The sequence below is a fragment of the Synechococcus sp. H55.9 genome (genome assembly GCF_047462355.1).
Classification (GTDB): Bacteria; Cyanobacteriota; Cyanobacteriia; order Thermostichales; family Thermostichaceae; genus Thermostichus.
Map to the genome: position 1 here is coordinate 3,974 of NZ_JANSJB010000035.1, position 15,329 is coordinate 19,302.

15 protein-coding genes are annotated in these 15,329 nt (G+C 59.4%); 7 read left to right on the forward strand and 8 right to left on the reverse strand.

Annotated features, from left to right (window positions below):
* The 3 genes from NW857_RS06295 to NW857_RS06305 all read right to left on the reverse strand — a co-directional run.
* Positions 1-830, reverse strand: an 830-nt coding sequence (locus tag NW857_RS06295) for a glycogen/starch synthase (RefSeq protein ID WP_414368345.1), incomplete at its 3' end; no start/stop codon positions are given.
* A 162-nt stretch (positions 831-992) separates the two neighbouring features.
* Positions 993-1,430 (reverse strand): DUF2996 domain-containing protein, encoded by a 438-nt coding sequence (locus NW857_RS06300; RefSeq protein ID WP_414368347.1) that lies wholly within the window; start codon positions 1,428-1,430, stop codon positions 993-995.
* Between the two features lie 76 nt (positions 1,431-1,506).
* Complete coding sequence (locus NW857_RS06305; RefSeq protein WP_414335694.1) at positions 1,507-1,872, reverse strand: NAD(P)H-quinone oxidoreductase subunit M; 366 nt, start codon at positions 1,870-1,872, stop codon at positions 1,507-1,509.
* A gap of 107 nt (positions 1,873-1,979) precedes the next feature.
* On the opposite strand from NW857_RS06305, the gene NW857_RS06310 reads away from it, so the two are divergent.
* Positions 1,980-3,068 carry a radical SAM/SPASM domain-containing protein gene (locus NW857_RS06310; RefSeq protein WP_414335693.1) on the forward strand — a complete coding sequence of 363 codons (1,089 nt, stop codon included), beginning with the start codon at positions 1,980-1,982 and terminating at the stop codon, positions 3,066-3,068.
* 60 nt (positions 3,069-3,128) lie between these two features.
* On the opposite strand, the gene ylqF is transcribed toward NW857_RS06310, so the two are convergent.
* Positions 3,129-3,980, reverse strand: coding sequence for a ribosome biogenesis GTPase YlqF (gene ylqF, locus NW857_RS06315; RefSeq protein ID WP_414335692.1), 852 nt, complete (start codon positions 3,978-3,980; stop codon positions 3,129-3,131).
* Between the two features lie 172 nt (positions 3,981-4,152).
* On the opposite strand from ylqF, the gene NW857_RS06320 reads away from it, so the two are divergent.
* Positions 4,153-4,638, forward strand: coding sequence for a 2Fe-2S iron-sulfur cluster-binding protein (locus NW857_RS06320; protein WP_414335682.1), 486 nt, complete (start codon positions 4,153-4,155; stop codon positions 4,636-4,638).
* 75 nt (positions 4,639-4,713) lie between these two features.
* On the opposite strand, the gene leuC is transcribed toward NW857_RS06320, so the two are convergent.
* The 3 genes from leuC to NW857_RS06335 all read right to left on the reverse strand — a co-directional run bounded on the left by leuC (position 4,714) and on the right by NW857_RS06335 (position 8,410).
* Positions 4,714-6,117 (reverse strand): 3-isopropylmalate dehydratase large subunit, encoded by a 1,404-nt coding sequence (gene leuC / locus NW857_RS06325; protein ID WP_414335680.1) that lies wholly within the window; start codon positions 6,115-6,117, stop codon positions 4,714-4,716.
* Between the two features lie 132 nt (positions 6,118-6,249).
* Entirely contained in the window at positions 6,250-7,338 is a 1,089-nt protein-coding gene (locus NW857_RS06330; RefSeq protein ID WP_414335678.1) for a polysaccharide deacetylase family protein, read from the reverse strand.
* Positions 7,339-7,417: 79 nt separating this feature from the next.
* Positions 7,418-8,410 carry an NAD(P)/FAD-dependent oxidoreductase gene (locus NW857_RS06335; protein WP_414335677.1) on the reverse strand — a complete coding sequence of 331 codons (993 nt, stop codon included), beginning with the start codon at positions 8,408-8,410 and terminating at the stop codon, positions 7,418-7,420.
* Between the two features lie 206 nt (positions 8,411-8,616).
* Between NW857_RS06335 and NW857_RS06340 the strand changes: the two genes are divergently transcribed.
* From NW857_RS06340 to NW857_RS06360, 5 genes are all read left to right on the forward strand, one after another.
* Positions 8,617-9,573 carry an SPFH domain-containing protein gene (locus tag NW857_RS06340; RefSeq protein ID WP_414337296.1) on the forward strand — a complete coding sequence of 319 codons (957 nt, stop codon included), beginning with the start codon at positions 8,617-8,619 and terminating at the stop codon, positions 9,571-9,573.
* A gap of 3 nt (positions 9,574-9,576) precedes the next feature.
* Entirely contained in the window at positions 9,577-10,128 is a 552-nt protein-coding gene (gene rimM / locus NW857_RS06345; protein ID WP_414335673.1) for a ribosome maturation factor RimM, read from the forward strand.
* Between the two features lie 202 nt (positions 10,129-10,330).
* Complete coding sequence (gyrB, locus tag NW857_RS06350) at positions 10,331-12,259, forward strand: DNA topoisomerase (ATP-hydrolyzing) subunit B (protein ID WP_414368351.1); 1,929 nt, start codon at positions 10,331-10,333, stop codon at positions 12,257-12,259.
* Positions 12,260-12,603: 344 nt separating this feature from the next.
* Positions 12,604-13,215, forward strand: coding sequence for a glycerol-3-phosphate 1-O-acyltransferase PlsY (plsY, locus tag NW857_RS06355; RefSeq protein ID WP_414368354.1), 612 nt, complete (start codon positions 12,604-12,606; stop codon positions 13,213-13,215).
* A 36-nt stretch (positions 13,216-13,251) separates the two neighbouring features.
* Entirely contained in the window at positions 13,252-13,596 is a 345-nt protein-coding gene (locus tag NW857_RS06360) for a gamma-glutamylcyclotransferase (RefSeq protein WP_414335785.1), read from the forward strand.
* Here NW857_RS06360 and NW857_RS06365 read toward each other — a convergent pair.
* A partial coding sequence (locus tag NW857_RS06365; protein ID WP_414368357.1) for a cation:proton antiporter occupies positions 13,593-15,329 on the reverse strand: 1,737 nt, incomplete at its 5' end. The genes NW857_RS06360 and NW857_RS06365 overlap by 4 nt on opposite strands.

Here is a 15,329-nt window from a genome sequence, read left to right on the forward strand (position 1 = left end):
GTTTGCGCTGTGTAGCGAAAAGGAATAAAGCGGTCGATCTCAGGGTTCCAAATATCGTAATCGATGCCGTTCAGGACGCCGCGAAACTTGTGCTGGTGTAAATAAAGCGTGTGACCCAGCCCATAGCCGTAATCGCCAAATCGCACTTCCAGGGCGTGGTTGGGAGAAACCGTGGTGACAAAGTTGGAAAAGACGATCCCGCCCTTCATAAAGTTGAGGGCAAAGGGGTTAAAGTTATCTCGCAGACGATCGTAGTGGAAGTAATAGGGCTCCCGATTGAGGCCAGTGGCCCAAAGAATTTCCGGGCCGCCAAAGCCCTGGTGCTTGAAGTTGTGGATGGTGTAGCATACCCGCTGGTTTTCCATGCCGTGGTACTTGTAGATCTCAAAGAGCAGTACCGGCACCAGTCCTGTCTGCCAGTCGTGACAGTGGATGATGTCGGGGCGCTTGTTGCTTTTGAGGAGAAACTCCAAAGCTGCCTTGCTGAAAAAAGCAAAGCGCATGTTGTCGTCTGGGCAACCATAGTAGCAGCCGCGATTGAAGAAGTTGTCGCCGGAGTGGGGCTCAATAAAAAAGCAAAGGCGGCCATGTACCCAGCCGCAGTACACCGAGCAGTGGATGGCTCCCCCATACCAGGGCACCCAGAGGTCGCGGTAGGCATCGTGCAAGCCCCAGATCTGGTCGTAGCGCATGGTGTCGTACTTGGGCAAAACCAGCTCGACACAGTGCCCCCGCACTTCTAGCTCCCGGCTGAGGCCGTACACCACATCCCCTAGCCCACCCGCCTTAATGACGGGGGCACATTCCGACGCAATCTGCACGATGTACATTTCGAGATCTCCCGTAGCACCGCCTTACTTTTCTTCACAAAAGATAATCTCTTTTGGCTTCGCTAGCCCATCCCCCGCCTCAGCGAAAAGGGATCCCCGAATAGGGATCCCTTCTGGCAGAACAGGCGCGATTTGGCTGGGCTATCTAGGAGCTTGGATCCCTCAATACCACTGCTGGGCGTAGAGGCGCTGCACCAGATAGAAAACAAACAGGTTCACGTCCACGCGGCGCTCGTCGATCATAAAAGACTCGAGGGTGCTGGCCGGGGATCCTTCAACAGCACAGCGGAAGAACTTGGGCCCGTTGAGGGATCCCTCAGCAAAGAGGACGCTAAACTGCTTCTTGCCGCCGGCAAATGAGCCGACCAGCGTCTTGCCCTCCAGCCGCAGTTGCAGATCGTTGACGCCGCGTTTCTCAAAAGCGGCGATGGTTGCTGGGATCACGTCTTCTGCAATCAGTTGCTCAAAAGGCTTCTCTTCCTTGGCCGGTTTTTTCGCGGCGGCTTTGGCGGAGCCAGTCGCCTCAGTAGCAGGATTAGCGACCTCGACAGGGGCCGACTTTTCGCCAGTGGTCTCTTGAGGGGTGGGTTCTCCAGACATGGATCGGTGCTCCGACAACAAGTAAGTTGGGCTACAGACTCAAATGGGCTAGATCTGTCCAGAAGGGCGAAGAGGGCTAGCCTTTGGGGATGTACTGGCCGACGATCCCTTCGGCAGGGATCTGGGGGAAGCCCATGCTGTAGTTGGGAGTACGCCCCTGCAGGTTGTAGGCAATCTCCCCCTGCTTGAGGAGAGAGCGAATGAAGTGTTCCAGGTCAGACCCGATGCGCCGTAGGTTGTACTCGGTCAGATCCCGGCCCCTGTACTCTTCCACCAATTCCTCAAAGCGGGCATAGACCTTCTGCAGGGCGGCATCGTTCCAGACCAGCTCGTTATCCGGATCCACATCGAGGGTGAGCAGATCGTCGCGGGGCACAAAGTTGTTGTCGGCAGTAACCTCGCCGGCAAAGATGTGAACGTGGCGGGTGGTACACTTCAGCATTACAATGGCTCCAATCTGGATCTAACCTTCTCAACAGCGTATCACTACCTAGCGCCAGTGGGGGATCCGCCATTTGTCCTCAGCCTGCTTCCGCCCAGGTTTTCTCTATGCCTGCTGCTGTTTCCCCACTGGAGCGACTACACATCGAGGTAACCAACGTTTGCAACTTTAAGTGTGAGTTTTGTCCAGATGCGATCATGCAACGGCGGCGGGGGCATATGGATCCCGCGCTGCTGGAGCAGATTTTGGCAGAGGTAGCGGCAACAGGGCTAGCCCGCGTGATTGCTTTTCACCTGATGGGGGAGCCGTTGCTCTACCCACACCTTTTTGAGGGCATTCACAGGGCCGCTGAGCTTGGTCTCCGCCTGCACTTGACCAGCAACGGTAGCACCTTCGCCCTCTGGCCAGAGCACGTTGAAAAGCTGAGCCGCAGCCGGCTGACGAAGTTGACGCTCTCTCTGCAAACTCCCGATCCGGCTACCTTCAGCATCCGCGGAGCACCGACCCGCCTGACGCCGGAGCGCTACTTTGCCGGGATCACCCAGTTTCTGCAGACGCATTTGCGCTCGACCAGCCCTACGCGGGTGCATCTCAAGTTCCTGGATACCAGCCCCCACCCTTTTTTGGTGCCGCACAAGGCTCTTTCGGTGATCGATTCTGCCCAGCAGATGCGCGCTCAGCTCTCGGCTTGGGCCAGACGAGCTTTGCAAGGGATCCCTGATGCACCGGCTCCCGATTGGGTGGACGCCCAGATTGCCACTTATCGAGCGGGCCGCTGGCAGCAGATCCCCATCCATCCGCGCTTGGTTTTGGAAACGTTCCCGTTGGACAGTTGGGGCAATGTGGAAACAAACCGGGTGATCCCAGCCCGTTGGGGATACTGCAATGGGGCTTCTGCTCAGGCGGGGATCCTCTACGACGGTACGGTGGTGCCTTGCTGCAAAGACTACGAAGGGCGAATCCCACTGGGGCAGGTGGCGCCGGGGAGATCCCTGGCCGACATTTTGCGGGGCCAGCCGGCCTGTGTGCTGCGGCAGGGGTTCCATCGCTTGCAGGTGAACCATCCCGTTTGCCAGCGCTGTATGGGCGGAGACACTTTCGCCAAAGCCTTGGCCAGGCAAGTGGGTTCTGTTGTCTACTTCAAGGTGTACCGGCCCTGGAAACAGAGCTTGGATCCCGGCTGGGGACAAGTGTGAATGGTTTCCAGATAAAGTCAATGCCCCCTGGCGGCCCCACGTGACTTTCTTTTGGGCGGCTCAGGTATCGGGAGGGAGTTCCAAGACCAGTGGCCCCAGCAAGCCCTTGCGATAGTCGTTGAGAATTTGCCGCGCCGCTCGTTCGGGATTCCCCTGATAGCGTCGCTCGGCCAGCTCTTGCACGGCTACGTTGCCGAGAGGGATCGCATCCGTCCAGCCGTAGCGCTTTTGTAGGAGCGCTTGGGCTTGGGGCTGCACCTTCAGCACCTGATCCAAAAAGTGGGCCGCCACCCGTTCGGGATCGTAGGCGGCTGCGCCGATGTCATCGCAGATGGCCAACAGAGAGGCCGCCTGCTGATCCGGCAGAGAGGGCGGAATGATGCCCGGCGAGTCCAACAGATCCAACTCCCCTCCCAGCCGCACCCATCGCAATTGCCGCGTCACCCCCGGACGTGCGGCGCTCTCGACGGCCCGCCGCCCCAAAAGCCGGTTCAGCAAAGCGGATTTGCCCACGTTGGGAAAGCCCACCACCACGGCCCGAACCGCCCGCGGTCGCATGCCCCGCTGTTGACGTCGCCTATTGACCGCCTGCCCCAGTTGCAAAATCGCCTGTTTAAGGCGATTCACTCCTTCTCCCGATTGGCCGTTGGTGGGATAGACAGGGATCCCTTGCCGTAAAAAATACTCCTGCCAAGCTTTCAGATCCCTGGCTTCGATACAATCCACCCTGTTCAGAGCCAGGAGGCGAGGTTTTTCCCCCAGCCATTGGCCCAGATCGGGATGGCGGCTGGCCAACGGGATCCGTGCATCCACCACCTCGATCGCCACATCCACCCGCTGCAACTGTTCCCGCAATTGGCCAATGGCCTTGGCAATATGGCCGGGATACCACTGGATGGCCGGAGAACCCATGCCGCCAAAACGTTGAGAGTGAACAACAGCAATCAGCAGTGGGATCCAATCTAGCCCAATTCCCCACAAGAGGCTCGACTGGCCCACCAAAGTATTCAATAATACAAGGCAGAGGGCGCTAGGATCCCTCGCCTGGGCAAGCTAATGTTAAGGCATGTAACAGTGGAGAACTATGGTCAAGCGCGTGCGATTGGATCCCATTGCCCAGGTGTCTGAGATTGCCACCAACAGCAATTTGCTCTCGGTGCTGCTGCAAGAAGAGCTGAATGTGTTGAAAGAGTGCGGCGGGCGCGGCCTCTGTGCCACCTGCCATGTGTATGTGAAAGAGGGGATGGAGTCTCTCTCGCCGGTCACCAAGCGGGAGCAGCGCACTCTGGAGGTGATCACCACTTGCAAGCCCAATTCCCGACTGGCCTGCCAAGCGCGGGTCCTGGGAGAAGGGGTGGTGGTGGAATTGCCGGCGGGGATGTACATCAATGCCTTTAAGGATATCGAGGCGTTGATCGGGCGGCGAGCCGAACAGCCGCTCTTGCACCCTGTAACCGGCGCGATTTTGGTCCAGCAAGGCAAGCTGATTACGCGCTCGGTGCTGGAATCGGTGAGGGATCTGGATCTGGATATCCAAGAGGCTTTGACTCGCAGCAGCCGAGATTTTTAGTGTTCGCGAAGCGGAACGTAGTCCTTGAAGCCCGCACTCTATGCGTCAGCATGAGCGCGGGAGTACGTCACGGTTTCAAAGCAGCGTTCGCACATCCACCACTTTGCCGCTCACGGCCGCTGCCGCCACCATGGCCGGGCTCATGAGCAGGGTGCGCCCGGTAGGGGATCCCTGACGGCCCTTAAAGTTGCGGTTGGAAGAAGAGGCGCTGATCTGGCGCCCCACCAACCGATCCGGGTTCATCGCCAAACACATGGAGCAGCCGGGATCCCGCCACTCAAACCCTGCTGCCTCGAAGATCTCCCGCAGGCCCTCCTGTTCGGCCTCCTGCTTGACCCGCTCCGAGCCGGGTACTACAAACGCCTTTACCCCAGGCGCCACCCGCCGCCCCTTGGCGATCTTGGCCGCCTCCCGCAGGTCGCTTAAGCGGCCATTGGTGCAACTGCCAATGAAGCAGACATCCACCGGCGTCCCCACAATGGGATCCCCCGGCTGCAAATCCATGTAAGCATAGGCCTCTTGGGCCAGTTCCCGCTCGCTTTCCGGCAGCTCCTCGGGAGCCGGGATCCGCTCATCCACGCCAATACCCTGGCCAGGGGTGATCCCCCAAGTAACCGTCGGGGCAATGTCGGCAGCTTGGAACACGACCACGTCGTCATAGACCGCATCGGGGTCACTGGCCAGGCTTTTCCACCAGGCCACTGCCTCTTCCCAGTCAGATCCCTGGGGAGCGAACTCCCGCCCCTTTAGATACTCAAAGGTTACCGCATCGGGATTGACGTAGCCGCAGCGGGCTCCCCCCTCGATGGACATGTTGCAGAGGGTCATGCGCTCTTCCATACTCATGGCCTCGATGGCGCTGCCGCCGTACTCGTAGGCGTAGCCCACCCCGCCTTTGACCCCCAGCCGGCGGATGATGTGCAGGATAACATCCTTAGCGTAAACCCCCGGCCCCAACGTGCCCTGGATCTCGATGCGGCGCACCTTGAGTTTGGACAAAGCTAAGGTTTGGGTGGCCAACACGTCCCGCACCTGGCTGGTGCCGATGCCGAAGGCAATCGCCCCAAAGGCCCCATGGGTGGACGTGTGGCTATCTCCGCAGGCAATGGTCATCCCCGGCTGCGTCAGCCCTTGCTCCGGCGCGATGACATGCACGATCCCCTGCCGACCGGAGCCGCTGTTGTAGAAGCGAATGCCATGTTGCCGACAGTTGCGCTCCAATTCCTGGATCATCTCCTCCGCCAAGGGATCGGCAAAAGGCCGCGCCCGGCCGTCGGTGGGAATGATGTGATCCACTGTAGCCACCGTCCGCTCCGGGAACAGAACCGGCAGATGACGCTCCCGCAGCATGGCAAAAGCTTGCGGGCTGGTGACCTCGTGGATCAAGTGCAGGCCGATGAACAACTGCGTCTGCCCCGAGGGCAACATCCGCACCGTGTGAGCATCCCATACCTTGTCGAATAGTGTCCTCTCGCTCATCTTCCCGGCCTGTAGCCAATTCCTGTAACCCTTCAATGTGCTACCTGGGGGAAAGCTTGTCAAGGTACAGGCTTTCGCACCTCAGTTCTCTGGCCAGGAAACTCCTGCGGTAGCCGATGAGAAGAGTCGCCTTCAAGCGGGATCCCTGAAAGCCGGCCAGGGCAAAAAGCGATAGCCTGCCTCTTCAATGGCGGCGACGATATTCGGCAGGGCCTCGGCGGTATGGGGCCAGCGATCGTGCAGCAGCAAAACCAGGGGTTGATCCGAATTCTTGAACACCTGCAACTGGGCTTGAACGCGTTCCAACAGTTGGGCCGCCGTTTGGCCGGCATAGGCATCTTCTGGGCTCATGTTCCAGTAAAGAACGCGATACCCTGCCTGCTCCAAAGAACGCCGTAAAGCCGAATCGAGACGAAAACCTCCCGGCGGCCGAACCACCAGTTGGGGATCCAAATGCAACGTTTTCAGCAGTTGCGTTGTCTGATCCACCTCGGCATAGAAGATCGCGTCACTGCTGTAGAGGCGTCGATAATCGTGAGTAAACGTATGGTTGGCTATGGTGTGGTGGTGAGCCCGAATGGATTGGGCCAATTCTGGAAATTGAGAGACATGATTGCCGATAAGAAAGAAGGTGGCCGGAATCTGTAGCTGATCCAAAACCTCTAAAAGGCGAGGGGTGGACTGTGGCCAGGGCCCATCGTCAATGGTGAGGAAAGCAGAACGGGGCGGCACCTCTAATAAGGGCTCCAGCACCTCTTCCAAAGGCAGGGGCAAAGGCTGGCTGTTTTCCCAAGGATCAAGCCAATTGGGATCTGCCGCCCAGCCGTGTTGCAGCACCACCTCCACATGAGGGGGAGCAGGGGTGATCAACAGGCGCCCGGTGTGCTCGTCCTGGTTGCCCCAGCTCAGCCGGTAGGGCAGCTCCGCAGGCACCTCAACAAGGGTCGAACGGGTAATCACGGCATAGGGAATGTCGATCAAATAATGCCCGTTCACCCGCTCTTGATGAACCCAAGCAGCAGAGGGAGCCGACAAATAAATGAGGAGATCTTGCGGGTTGCTGCCGCGCACGACTCGAACGCTCTCAATCGGGAGAACGGGGTCGTATTCTGAGGTCAGGGTTAGGTTGAGATCGAAAAGCGGTTGGGCCTCCACCGCGTAGTAGTACAGCCCCACCAATAGGAAAACCAAGAAAAAGATCGCCGCTTTCAGAGAATGCATGGAAGTTGCCGGGGCTTTCGCAACAATCATAGGGCAGAAGGCTACCCCAACTCTCCAGAGAGAGCAGGATGAGCTCAACTTATGAGCGCAGGCGCTCTTCCCATTTACGAGCAGGAGAGGCGCGGCGGATGTCCCGCCAGATGGCTGTGGCAGCCAGGGTGCCATCGGCAACCGCAATTGACACCTGGTTCAGGCCCTGCTTCAAATCCCCGAGCGCAAACAGGCGCGGGTGGGCAGTGCGGCACCACTCGTCGGTGAGCAGACTCTCCCCTTGCCATTTCAAGTCAGGGATCCCTTTCAAGTAGTCGTTGTGGTATTTGGCTCCCATCGCCACCAAGCCGGTGGTAGCCTCAATGTAGGTGCCATCCTCCAGCTCTACCCCTCTCATCTGGTGGTTTTCTCCCCAAAAACGGCGAATGGGAGCTTCGTAGAGGGGATAGCCGTGTTCGGCCAGTTTTTGGCGCATTTCAGGGCCAACCGAGCAGAGGCCGTGGGTCAACACCGAGATATAAGGCGTAAACCAGTTGAGGACAAAAGCGGTGTTGATTTGAGCCTCGGAGCCGACGATCAAAACCGCCTTTTGATCCCGCATTTCATGGCCATCGCAGATCATACAAACATGCAGCGAGTAGCCCGCATACTCGTAAACATTTTGCATGTCGGGCAATTGCGGCAAATGGTCGATGATGCCCGTTGCTGCAATCAAATATCGGCTGCGAAAAACGGGGTAGAGGCTGTTGACTTTTCCCACCTTGACCTTGACGGCAAAAAGCTCTCCCTCATCCTTCACATCTTCCACATAGCCCCACAGATAGTCCACCCCCAAGCTGAGGGCGTGCTCCCTTCCCTGTCGCAACAGCTCCCGCCCTGGCGTGGTCGGAGGTAGGCCGAGATAATTGCGCAAATCCTGCATCCAAAAAGAGCGGCCTCTGCCTTTTTCTACGACCAGGCAGCTCAAGCCGTAGCGAGCCAGATAGATCGCCGCCGACAACCCCCCTGCGCCGCCGCCGGCGACAATGACATCGTAGATTTTGTTCAAGCCAACTTCTAGGTTCTTGCTGTTCAGCTTCATAGACGGTATCCTCTCGTAAGCTTTCTACTGGGTAACCTTCAAGTCGTCGGTCGCGGATCCAAAAACCTTAAGAAAATCCATATGTCCCGAAGGTCTGCTTATCCTGTTCATGCATCATGTCTCTATTAAGGCGTGTCGAGGTGAAGGGATCAGTTCCAACAACCGTCTAGAATAGGGGCTGAACTCTCTGTCAGGAGAAGAACCTTATGCCAGGCATCTTAGCGGCCATTGCCCTCATCTTCATTGGCTACCTGTTCAACTCGGTCAAGATCATCAGCCAGGGGTATGAGGCACTGGTAGAGCGTTTGGGCCGGTTTCACCGCAAGCTAACCCCAGGGCTGCACGTTATTCTCCCCCCCCTCGACAGAATTGTTTTCCAGGAAACCATTCGCGAGAAGGTACTGGACGTGCCACCGCAGCAGTGCATCACCAGCGACAACGTTTCGCTGATGGCCGATGCAGTGGTTTATTGGCGCATCACTGATATGATCAAGGCCCGCTATGCAGTGGAGGATGTGCAACGGGCTTTGATTAATCTGGTGCTGACGGCCTTGCGCGCCGAAATTGGCCGCATGGACTTGGATCAAACCTTTTCCTCCCGTGCCGAGATCAACGCCCGCCTTTTGACAGAACTGGACGAGGCCACCGATCCCTGGGGGATCAAGATCACCCGCGTAGAAGTCAGGGATATCCAGCCCTCTAAGACGGTGCAAGACTCGATGGAAAAGCAAATGGCTGCCGAACGGGAAAAGCGGGCCGCCATCCTCAAGTCGGAAGGGGAACAGCAGGCCAGCATCAATCAGGCGGCAGGGGCTGCTAAGGCACAGTTGTTGCGAGCAGAGGCCGAGAAGCGGGAGCGGCTGCTGCTGGCCGAGGGTACGGCTGAGGCCATCAAAACCATTGCCGCCACTCTGCAGGAGAACCCGGAGGCAGTCAATGCGCTGCAATACCTGATGGCGCAAAACTACATCGATATGGGTTTCAAGGTGGGCAGCAGTCCCAGCTCGAAGGTGATCTTTATGGATCCCAACTCCATCCCCGGCACCCTGCAAGGATTGGTCTCCATGGTGGACGTTGCCAAAAGCGGACAGGGCTCCGGATCGCAACCGTTGCGCACCTCCGCTGCTTTCCCAACTGAGGTGGATCTTCCTCGGCTCGACTAAACCATGGTGGCTTCAGCCCAGGAAGGAGCTCCTGCTTGGCTGCTGGTGGGGCAGGTGGTGGCGGCCCATGGCCTGCGGGGCTGGCTGCGGGTCAAGTGCTGGTCAGATTTCCCGGAGCGACTCACCCAGCCGGGGCCCCGTTGGCTGCAGCGGGATGCGGATCCGGAGCCCCTACTACATCCTTTGATCGAGGGGCAATTTTTCCCGGCTAAGGGCCTTTACTTGGTGCGACTGGAAGGGATCCCCGATCGAACGGCTGCAGAGGTTTGGGTGGGAGCCAAGGTGCTGGTGCCGGCTTCCCACCGCTTGCCCCTCCAGCCGGAGGAGTACCACTACCGCGATCTCATCGGCTTGGCCGTCTATCACCAAGGAGAGCTGCTGGGACAGGTTTCGGGGATTTTGGCCGCCGGCCAGGATGTGCTGGAGATAACAACCCCTGACCGCCGACAGGTGTTGATCCCTTTTGTAAAAGCCCTGGTGCCCGTTGTGGATTTGGAAAAAGGCACGCTTCAGGTACAGCCGCCGCCGGGGTTGGTGGAGAGCTTTCTGGGTTAGGGTCTGGAGAGATAGACTGATTTCTCTACCTGCATCCCCTCCTGAACTCGGCCCCCAGAAGCGTCTGTGTGGCTATTCTAGCCTTTTGTGCTACCATAGGGGCAGTTTTTTGGGATACTAGACTCACTCCTGGCCTTTAAGGTCAATTTTCTGGGTTTCTGTGGATCTTGGCTGGGGGTCTTCTTCAGGATTGGAGTTGCGAATGACGGAAAACTACGGTGCAGAGCAGATCCAAGTTTTGGAAGGCTTGGAGGCTGTGCGCAAGCGGCCTGGCATGTACATTGGTTCCACCGGGCCCAAGGGGTTGCACCATTTGGTGTACGAGGTGGTGGACAACTCCGTCGATGAGGCTTTGGCCGGCTATTGCGACGATATTCAGATTACCCTCTACCCCGATAGCTCGGTGTCTGTTTTGGACAATGGCCGCGGCATTCCGGTGGATATTCATCCCAAAACTGGGCAGTCGGCCCTGGTGACGGTGCTGACGGTGTTGCACGCGGGGGGCAAGTTCGGCGGCGGCGGTTATAAGGTCTCCGGCGGGCTGCACGGGGTAGGGGTGTCGGTGGTAAATGCCCTCTCCGAATGGGTGGAGGTGACGGTTTGGCGGGAGGGCAAGGTTCACTTTCAGCGGTTTGAGCGCGGGGCGGTGGTGGGATCCTTGCAATCCGAGCCGCAACCCCAGGGATCCAACCGGCGGGGTACAGAGGTGCGCTTCAAGCCGGATGGGCTGATCTTTCCCGAGCGAGAGTTCGACTATGCTCTGTTGGCGGCCCGCTTTCGCGAGTTGGCCTACCTCAACGCTGGCCTGAAAATTACCTTCACCGACCTGCGGCGGGATCCACCGCACCGCGAAACCTATCAGTATGCGGGCGGCATCAAGGAATATGTAGCCTTCATCAACCACGAAAAAACCCCCATTCACTCCGACATCATCTACATACGGGGGGAGCGGGATGGCGTCGAGGTGGAAGTGGCGCTGCAGTGGTGCTCGGATGTCTATACCGACACGTTGATCGGCTTTGCCAACAACATCCGCACCACCGAGGGGGGCACCCACTTGGAGGGCCTGAAAGCCTCTCTTACCCTCACCATCAACAGCCAAGCCCGCAAGCTCAACAAACTCAAAGATTCTGACAGCAACCTGGCCGGAGAAAACGTGCGGGAGGGGCTGACGGCTATCGTCTCGGTCAAAGTACCCAACCCCGAGTTTGAGGGGCAGACCAAAACCAAGTTGGGCAACACGGAGGTGCGGGGCATTGTCCAGACCCTCGTCTCCGAGGCGCTGGCGGAGTATCTGGAGTTCAACCCCAACGTGGCCAGGGGGATCGTCGATAAAGCCATCCAGTCCTTCAACGCTGCCGAAGCAGCCCGGCGGGCCAGGGAATTGGTGCGGCGCAAATCCGCCCTGGAATCTTCCACGCTGCCGGGGAAGTTGGCCGATTGCAGTTGCCGTGACCCGGCCGAATCCGAGGTGTATTTGGTGGAAGGCGACTCGGCGGGGGGCAGCGCCAAACAAGGTCGGGATCGGCAGTTTCAGGCGGTACTGCCTTTGCGCGGCAAGATCCTCAACATCGAAAAGGCAGATCCCGCCAAGATCTACAAAAATGCCGAGATTCAGGCGATGATCACGGCGCTGGGGTTGGGGGTTAAAGGCGATGAATTTGATCCCAGCCAACTGCGCTACCACCGCATCATCCTCATGACCGATGCTGACGTGGACGGCAGCCACATTCGCACCCTGTTGTTGACCTTTTTCTACCGCTATCAAAAGGCCCTTCTGGAACAGGGCTATGTCTATATCGCCTGTCCGCCGCTCTACAAAATCGAGTGGGGCCGCAATAATGTTCGCTATTGCTACAGCGACGCCGAGAAGGATCAGATCGTGCGGGGATTGCCGGCCAACGCCAAGTACACTATCCAACGGTTCAAGGGTCTGGGGGAAATGATGCCCGAACAACTTTGGGAGACCACCATGAACCCGGCAACGCGCACCCTCAAACAGATCACCATTGAAGATGCGGTGGAGGCGGATCGCATTTTCACCATCTTGATGGGAGATGCTGTCGGCCCCCGACGGGAGTTTATTGAGGCTCACAGTGCCCATCTGGATCTGGCGGCTCTGGATATCTAGCCGATGGCGGGAAGCTTTGCCCTCTGGAGGAGGGTCGCTCTCCACTGTCGGCAGTTACAGTCGTTTCCAACAGGATTAAGACACTTTGCCGCCGGCCCAAGCGCTCCGCGCCGCTCACGCGACCACCCCCGACCCCTCTCCCTCAGGGAGCAGCCCAAGCGCTCTGCGCCGCTCACGCGACCACCCCCGACCCCTCTCCCTCAGGGAGAGGGGAGTTAGGGATAGGCGCGTTCGCGGCAGCATTGCGTCGCAACAACGACGTAGAGAAACGTTTCATGAATAGGTCAGGGAGTTGCAGCTCAAGCCATGTGGCAAAGTGAGGGAAGAGCGTTCAAGATCCGGCCATGCCTACATTGTTTGCGGCTCTCCTGGCGGCGCTGGGGGGCTATCTCCTGGGATCCATCCCCACCGGCTACTGGGTAGGCCGTTGGTGGGGCGGCATCGACCTCCGCCAACAGGGATCCGGCTCGACGGGGGCAACCAATGTGTTGCGGACGCTGGGCAAGGGGCCGGCGCTGCTGGTGTTGCTGGTGGATGCTGCCAAGGGGGCGGCAGCGGTGGCCCTGGGATCGGCTTTGGGATCGCCGTGGTGGGTGGTCGTAGCGGCCCTGGGGGCGGTGATCGGCCATAGCCGCTCCTGTTGGCTGGGCTTCAAGGGGGGCAAATCGGTGGCCACCAGCCTGGGGATCTTGTTGGCTATGGCTTGGCCGGTGGCGCTGGCCACCTTTGGCGTCTGGCTGCTGGGGATCGCCCTCACCCGCATTGTCTCCTTCAGCTCTTTGCTGGCGGCAGGGGCGGCCCCGCTCTTGATGTGGGCAATGGCTCAGCCTCTGCCCTATGTGTTGTTTGCCTTGGCGGGCGGAGTGTATGTGATCGGGGCTCATCGACGCAACATCGAGCGCCTGCTGGCCGGCTCGGAGCCGCGCATCGGCCAAAAATTGGCCCAATCTCCCTAATTCACCCTGTCCCAGAGCACGATGGAACAGACGACAGTGGTTTTCGTTTACGGATCCCTGCTGCGGGGTGGCCAGTACCACAGCCTGCTGCAAGGAGCAGAGTTTTTGGGAACCGACAGCCTCAACCACATCGACCTCTACGATCTCGGCCCCTACCCGATGGCGGTTCCTGGCCAAAATCGGCTCTACGGCGAGCGCTACCGCATTCCCTTGAGCCTGTTACCCCGCCTAGACGAGCTGGAAGATCACCCGCGGCTGTACGAACGACGGTGGGTGCAATTGGAGAGCGGCACCTCGGCCTGGGTATACCTAGGTCGGCCCAAGCAGGTGCAGGGGTGCTCGCTCATCCCCAGTGGCCGCTGGCTGCCTCGAGATCCCTAGAGATCAAAGTGGAGCTTGACGCCCTCAACATACTGGGGCAGTAACTCGGCTGAGGGTGGATCCCATTCCGGGGGATCCGACTCTCTGGCAAAGGGAGCAGCGGCCTCTACAGGGCTGGACGTGCGCTCCAGGTAGTAGATGCGATCTCCGCGTCGCCAAACGTCCGGCTCAGGCAGGTAAAACAACCGGCCCAGTTGAGACGATCCGCCTCCCTCCCGGAACCAGCCCCCCAAGCGCTGCGGGCGCACCAGCAACAAAGGCAGGCAGAGATCGGCTTTGATGCGGTAGGCAAACTGATCCCGCAGTCGCTCCAACGTGGGATCCTCCACTTCCATCTGGGCTGAAAAGGGGTTGAGCAGAGCTGAGCGCGCCGCCGAGATCGACTCCTGGGCCGAGGCCACTGTCAATTGGGGGGGCTTCAGACCCAGATCCGCCAAGGTGGGCAGGGTGATCGAGCGCAACTCGGCCCGGTTGGCCTCCAGGTAGCCGGCCCAGCGCTGCAGTTGGGAAAAGGGGATCGGCAGGGTGCGGATCCCTTCTGAGATGGGCATCTCCGGCAGCAATACCGTCCAGATGGCAGCGGAAACCGAGAGCTTCACCATCAACTCGGCAATGGCCCAGTTCATCTGGGGATCCAAAGTCAGGATCAGCAGCGTCTCCGCATGGTCGATATCGGCTTTCAAGAAGGCTGACTCGCTCAGCACGGCTTCCTGCAAAGATCCGGGAAGCACCTGGCCAGGTTCCTCCAAGGACTCCGTCCCGCTGACGCGAACGGGCAGAGCTTTGGAGAGCCCATTGCTGGTGGGGGGCTGGGGCCCTGAGGTATGGCCGGCTTTGTGGCCGTTGAGCTCGGCTGGGCCGACAGGCTCGCGCAGACGGGATCCCGACGGCAGTGGCAGCACCTCCACCGCCTGGTTGAGGGAGCGCAGCAACTGGGCCAACTGGTCGACCAGCGGATGGTTGCCGACGATCACGGTAGAACTGCCCTGATCCAAGCCCAGCCAGCGGGCCACCCAGGCGGCGGTCAGCCCCTGCACCGTCACCGTGAGCGAGATGGTCAAAAACACCAGCGCCTTGAGGGCATCTCCCCCGGTAATGCCCCGCTCGGTGAGCAAAATGGCAAACAAAGAGGCCACCGAAGCCGCCACAATGCCGCGGGGGGCCAGCCAGGCCACAAACAGCTTCTGCCGCCAATTGAGGTCGCTGCGCCAGGTACACAGCCACACGCTCAAGGGGCGCACCACCAGCATCAGGCAGAGCACCGTGGCCAACGCTCCCCAGCCCAGAGCAAATACCGCCTTCAGAGAGAGGGTGGACGTGAGCAGGATAAACAATACCGAGATAGCGACCACCACCAACTGGCCGTGGAACTGGCGCACGCTCCGCTCGGCAATGGCCGCCTTCTGCCGCACCACCAGGCCCGCCATCACCACCGCCATCAGCCCCGCCTCGGAGCGCAGCGACTGGGCCAGGGCAAACACCCCCAGCGCCCCCGCCAGCACCACCGAGTTGCGCAGCTCCTCCGTCAAAAACTGCCGCGACCAGAGCAGAAAGGATCCCATCAGCCAGCCCCCCAGCGCCCCCACCGCCGACCCAATGGCCAAGCGGCTGGACAACTGCTCCAAGGCCATGAGGAAGCTGGGGTGGCCAGAAAGCACCACCTGCAGCACCACCACCGCCAAGATGGCCCCCACCGGATCGATGAGCACCCCTTCCCCTTCCAGCAGGGTGCT

Coding starts and splice junctions, on each gene's coding strand:
- NW857_RS06335 (WP_414335677.1), bottom strand. CDS start 8,410: ATGAAGCTGAACAGCAAGAACCTAGAAGTTGGCTTGAACAAAATCTAC.
- NW857_RS06305 (WP_414335694.1), bottom strand. CDS start 1,872: ATGCTGAAGTGTACCACCCGCCACGTTCACATCTTTGCCGGCGAGGTT.
- leuC (WP_414335680.1), bottom strand. CDS start 6,117: ATGAGCGAGAGGACACTATTCGACAAGGTATGGGATGCTCACACGGTG.
- rimM (WP_414335673.1), top strand. CDS start 9,577: ATGGTGGCTTCAGCCCAGGAAGGAGCTCCTGCTTGGCTGCTGGTGGGG.
- NW857_RS06320 (WP_414335682.1), top strand. CDS start 4,153: ATGGTCAAGCGCGTGCGATTGGATCCCATTGCCCAGGTGTCTGAGATT.
- gyrB (WP_414368351.1), top strand. CDS start 10,331: ATGACGGAAAACTACGGTGCAGAGCAGATCCAAGTTTTGGAAGGCTTG.
- NW857_RS06340 (WP_414337296.1), top strand. CDS start 8,617: ATGCCAGGCATCTTAGCGGCCATTGCCCTCATCTTCATTGGCTACCTG.
- ylqF (WP_414335692.1), bottom strand. CDS start 3,980: ATGGGTTCTCCGGCCATCCAGTGGTATCCCGGCCATATTGCCAAGGCC.
- plsY (WP_414368354.1), top strand. CDS start 12,604: ATGCCTACATTGTTTGCGGCTCTCCTGGCGGCGCTGGGGGGCTATCTC.
- NW857_RS06300 (WP_414368347.1), bottom strand. CDS start 1,430: ATGTCTGGAGAACCCACCCCTCAAGAGACCACTGGCGAAAAGTCGGCC.
- NW857_RS06330 (WP_414335678.1), bottom strand. CDS start 7,338: ATGCATTCTCTGAAAGCGGCGATCTTTTTCTTGGTTTTCCTATTGGTG.
- NW857_RS06310 (WP_414335693.1), top strand. CDS start 1,980: ATGCCTGCTGCTGTTTCCCCACTGGAGCGACTACACATCGAGGTAACC.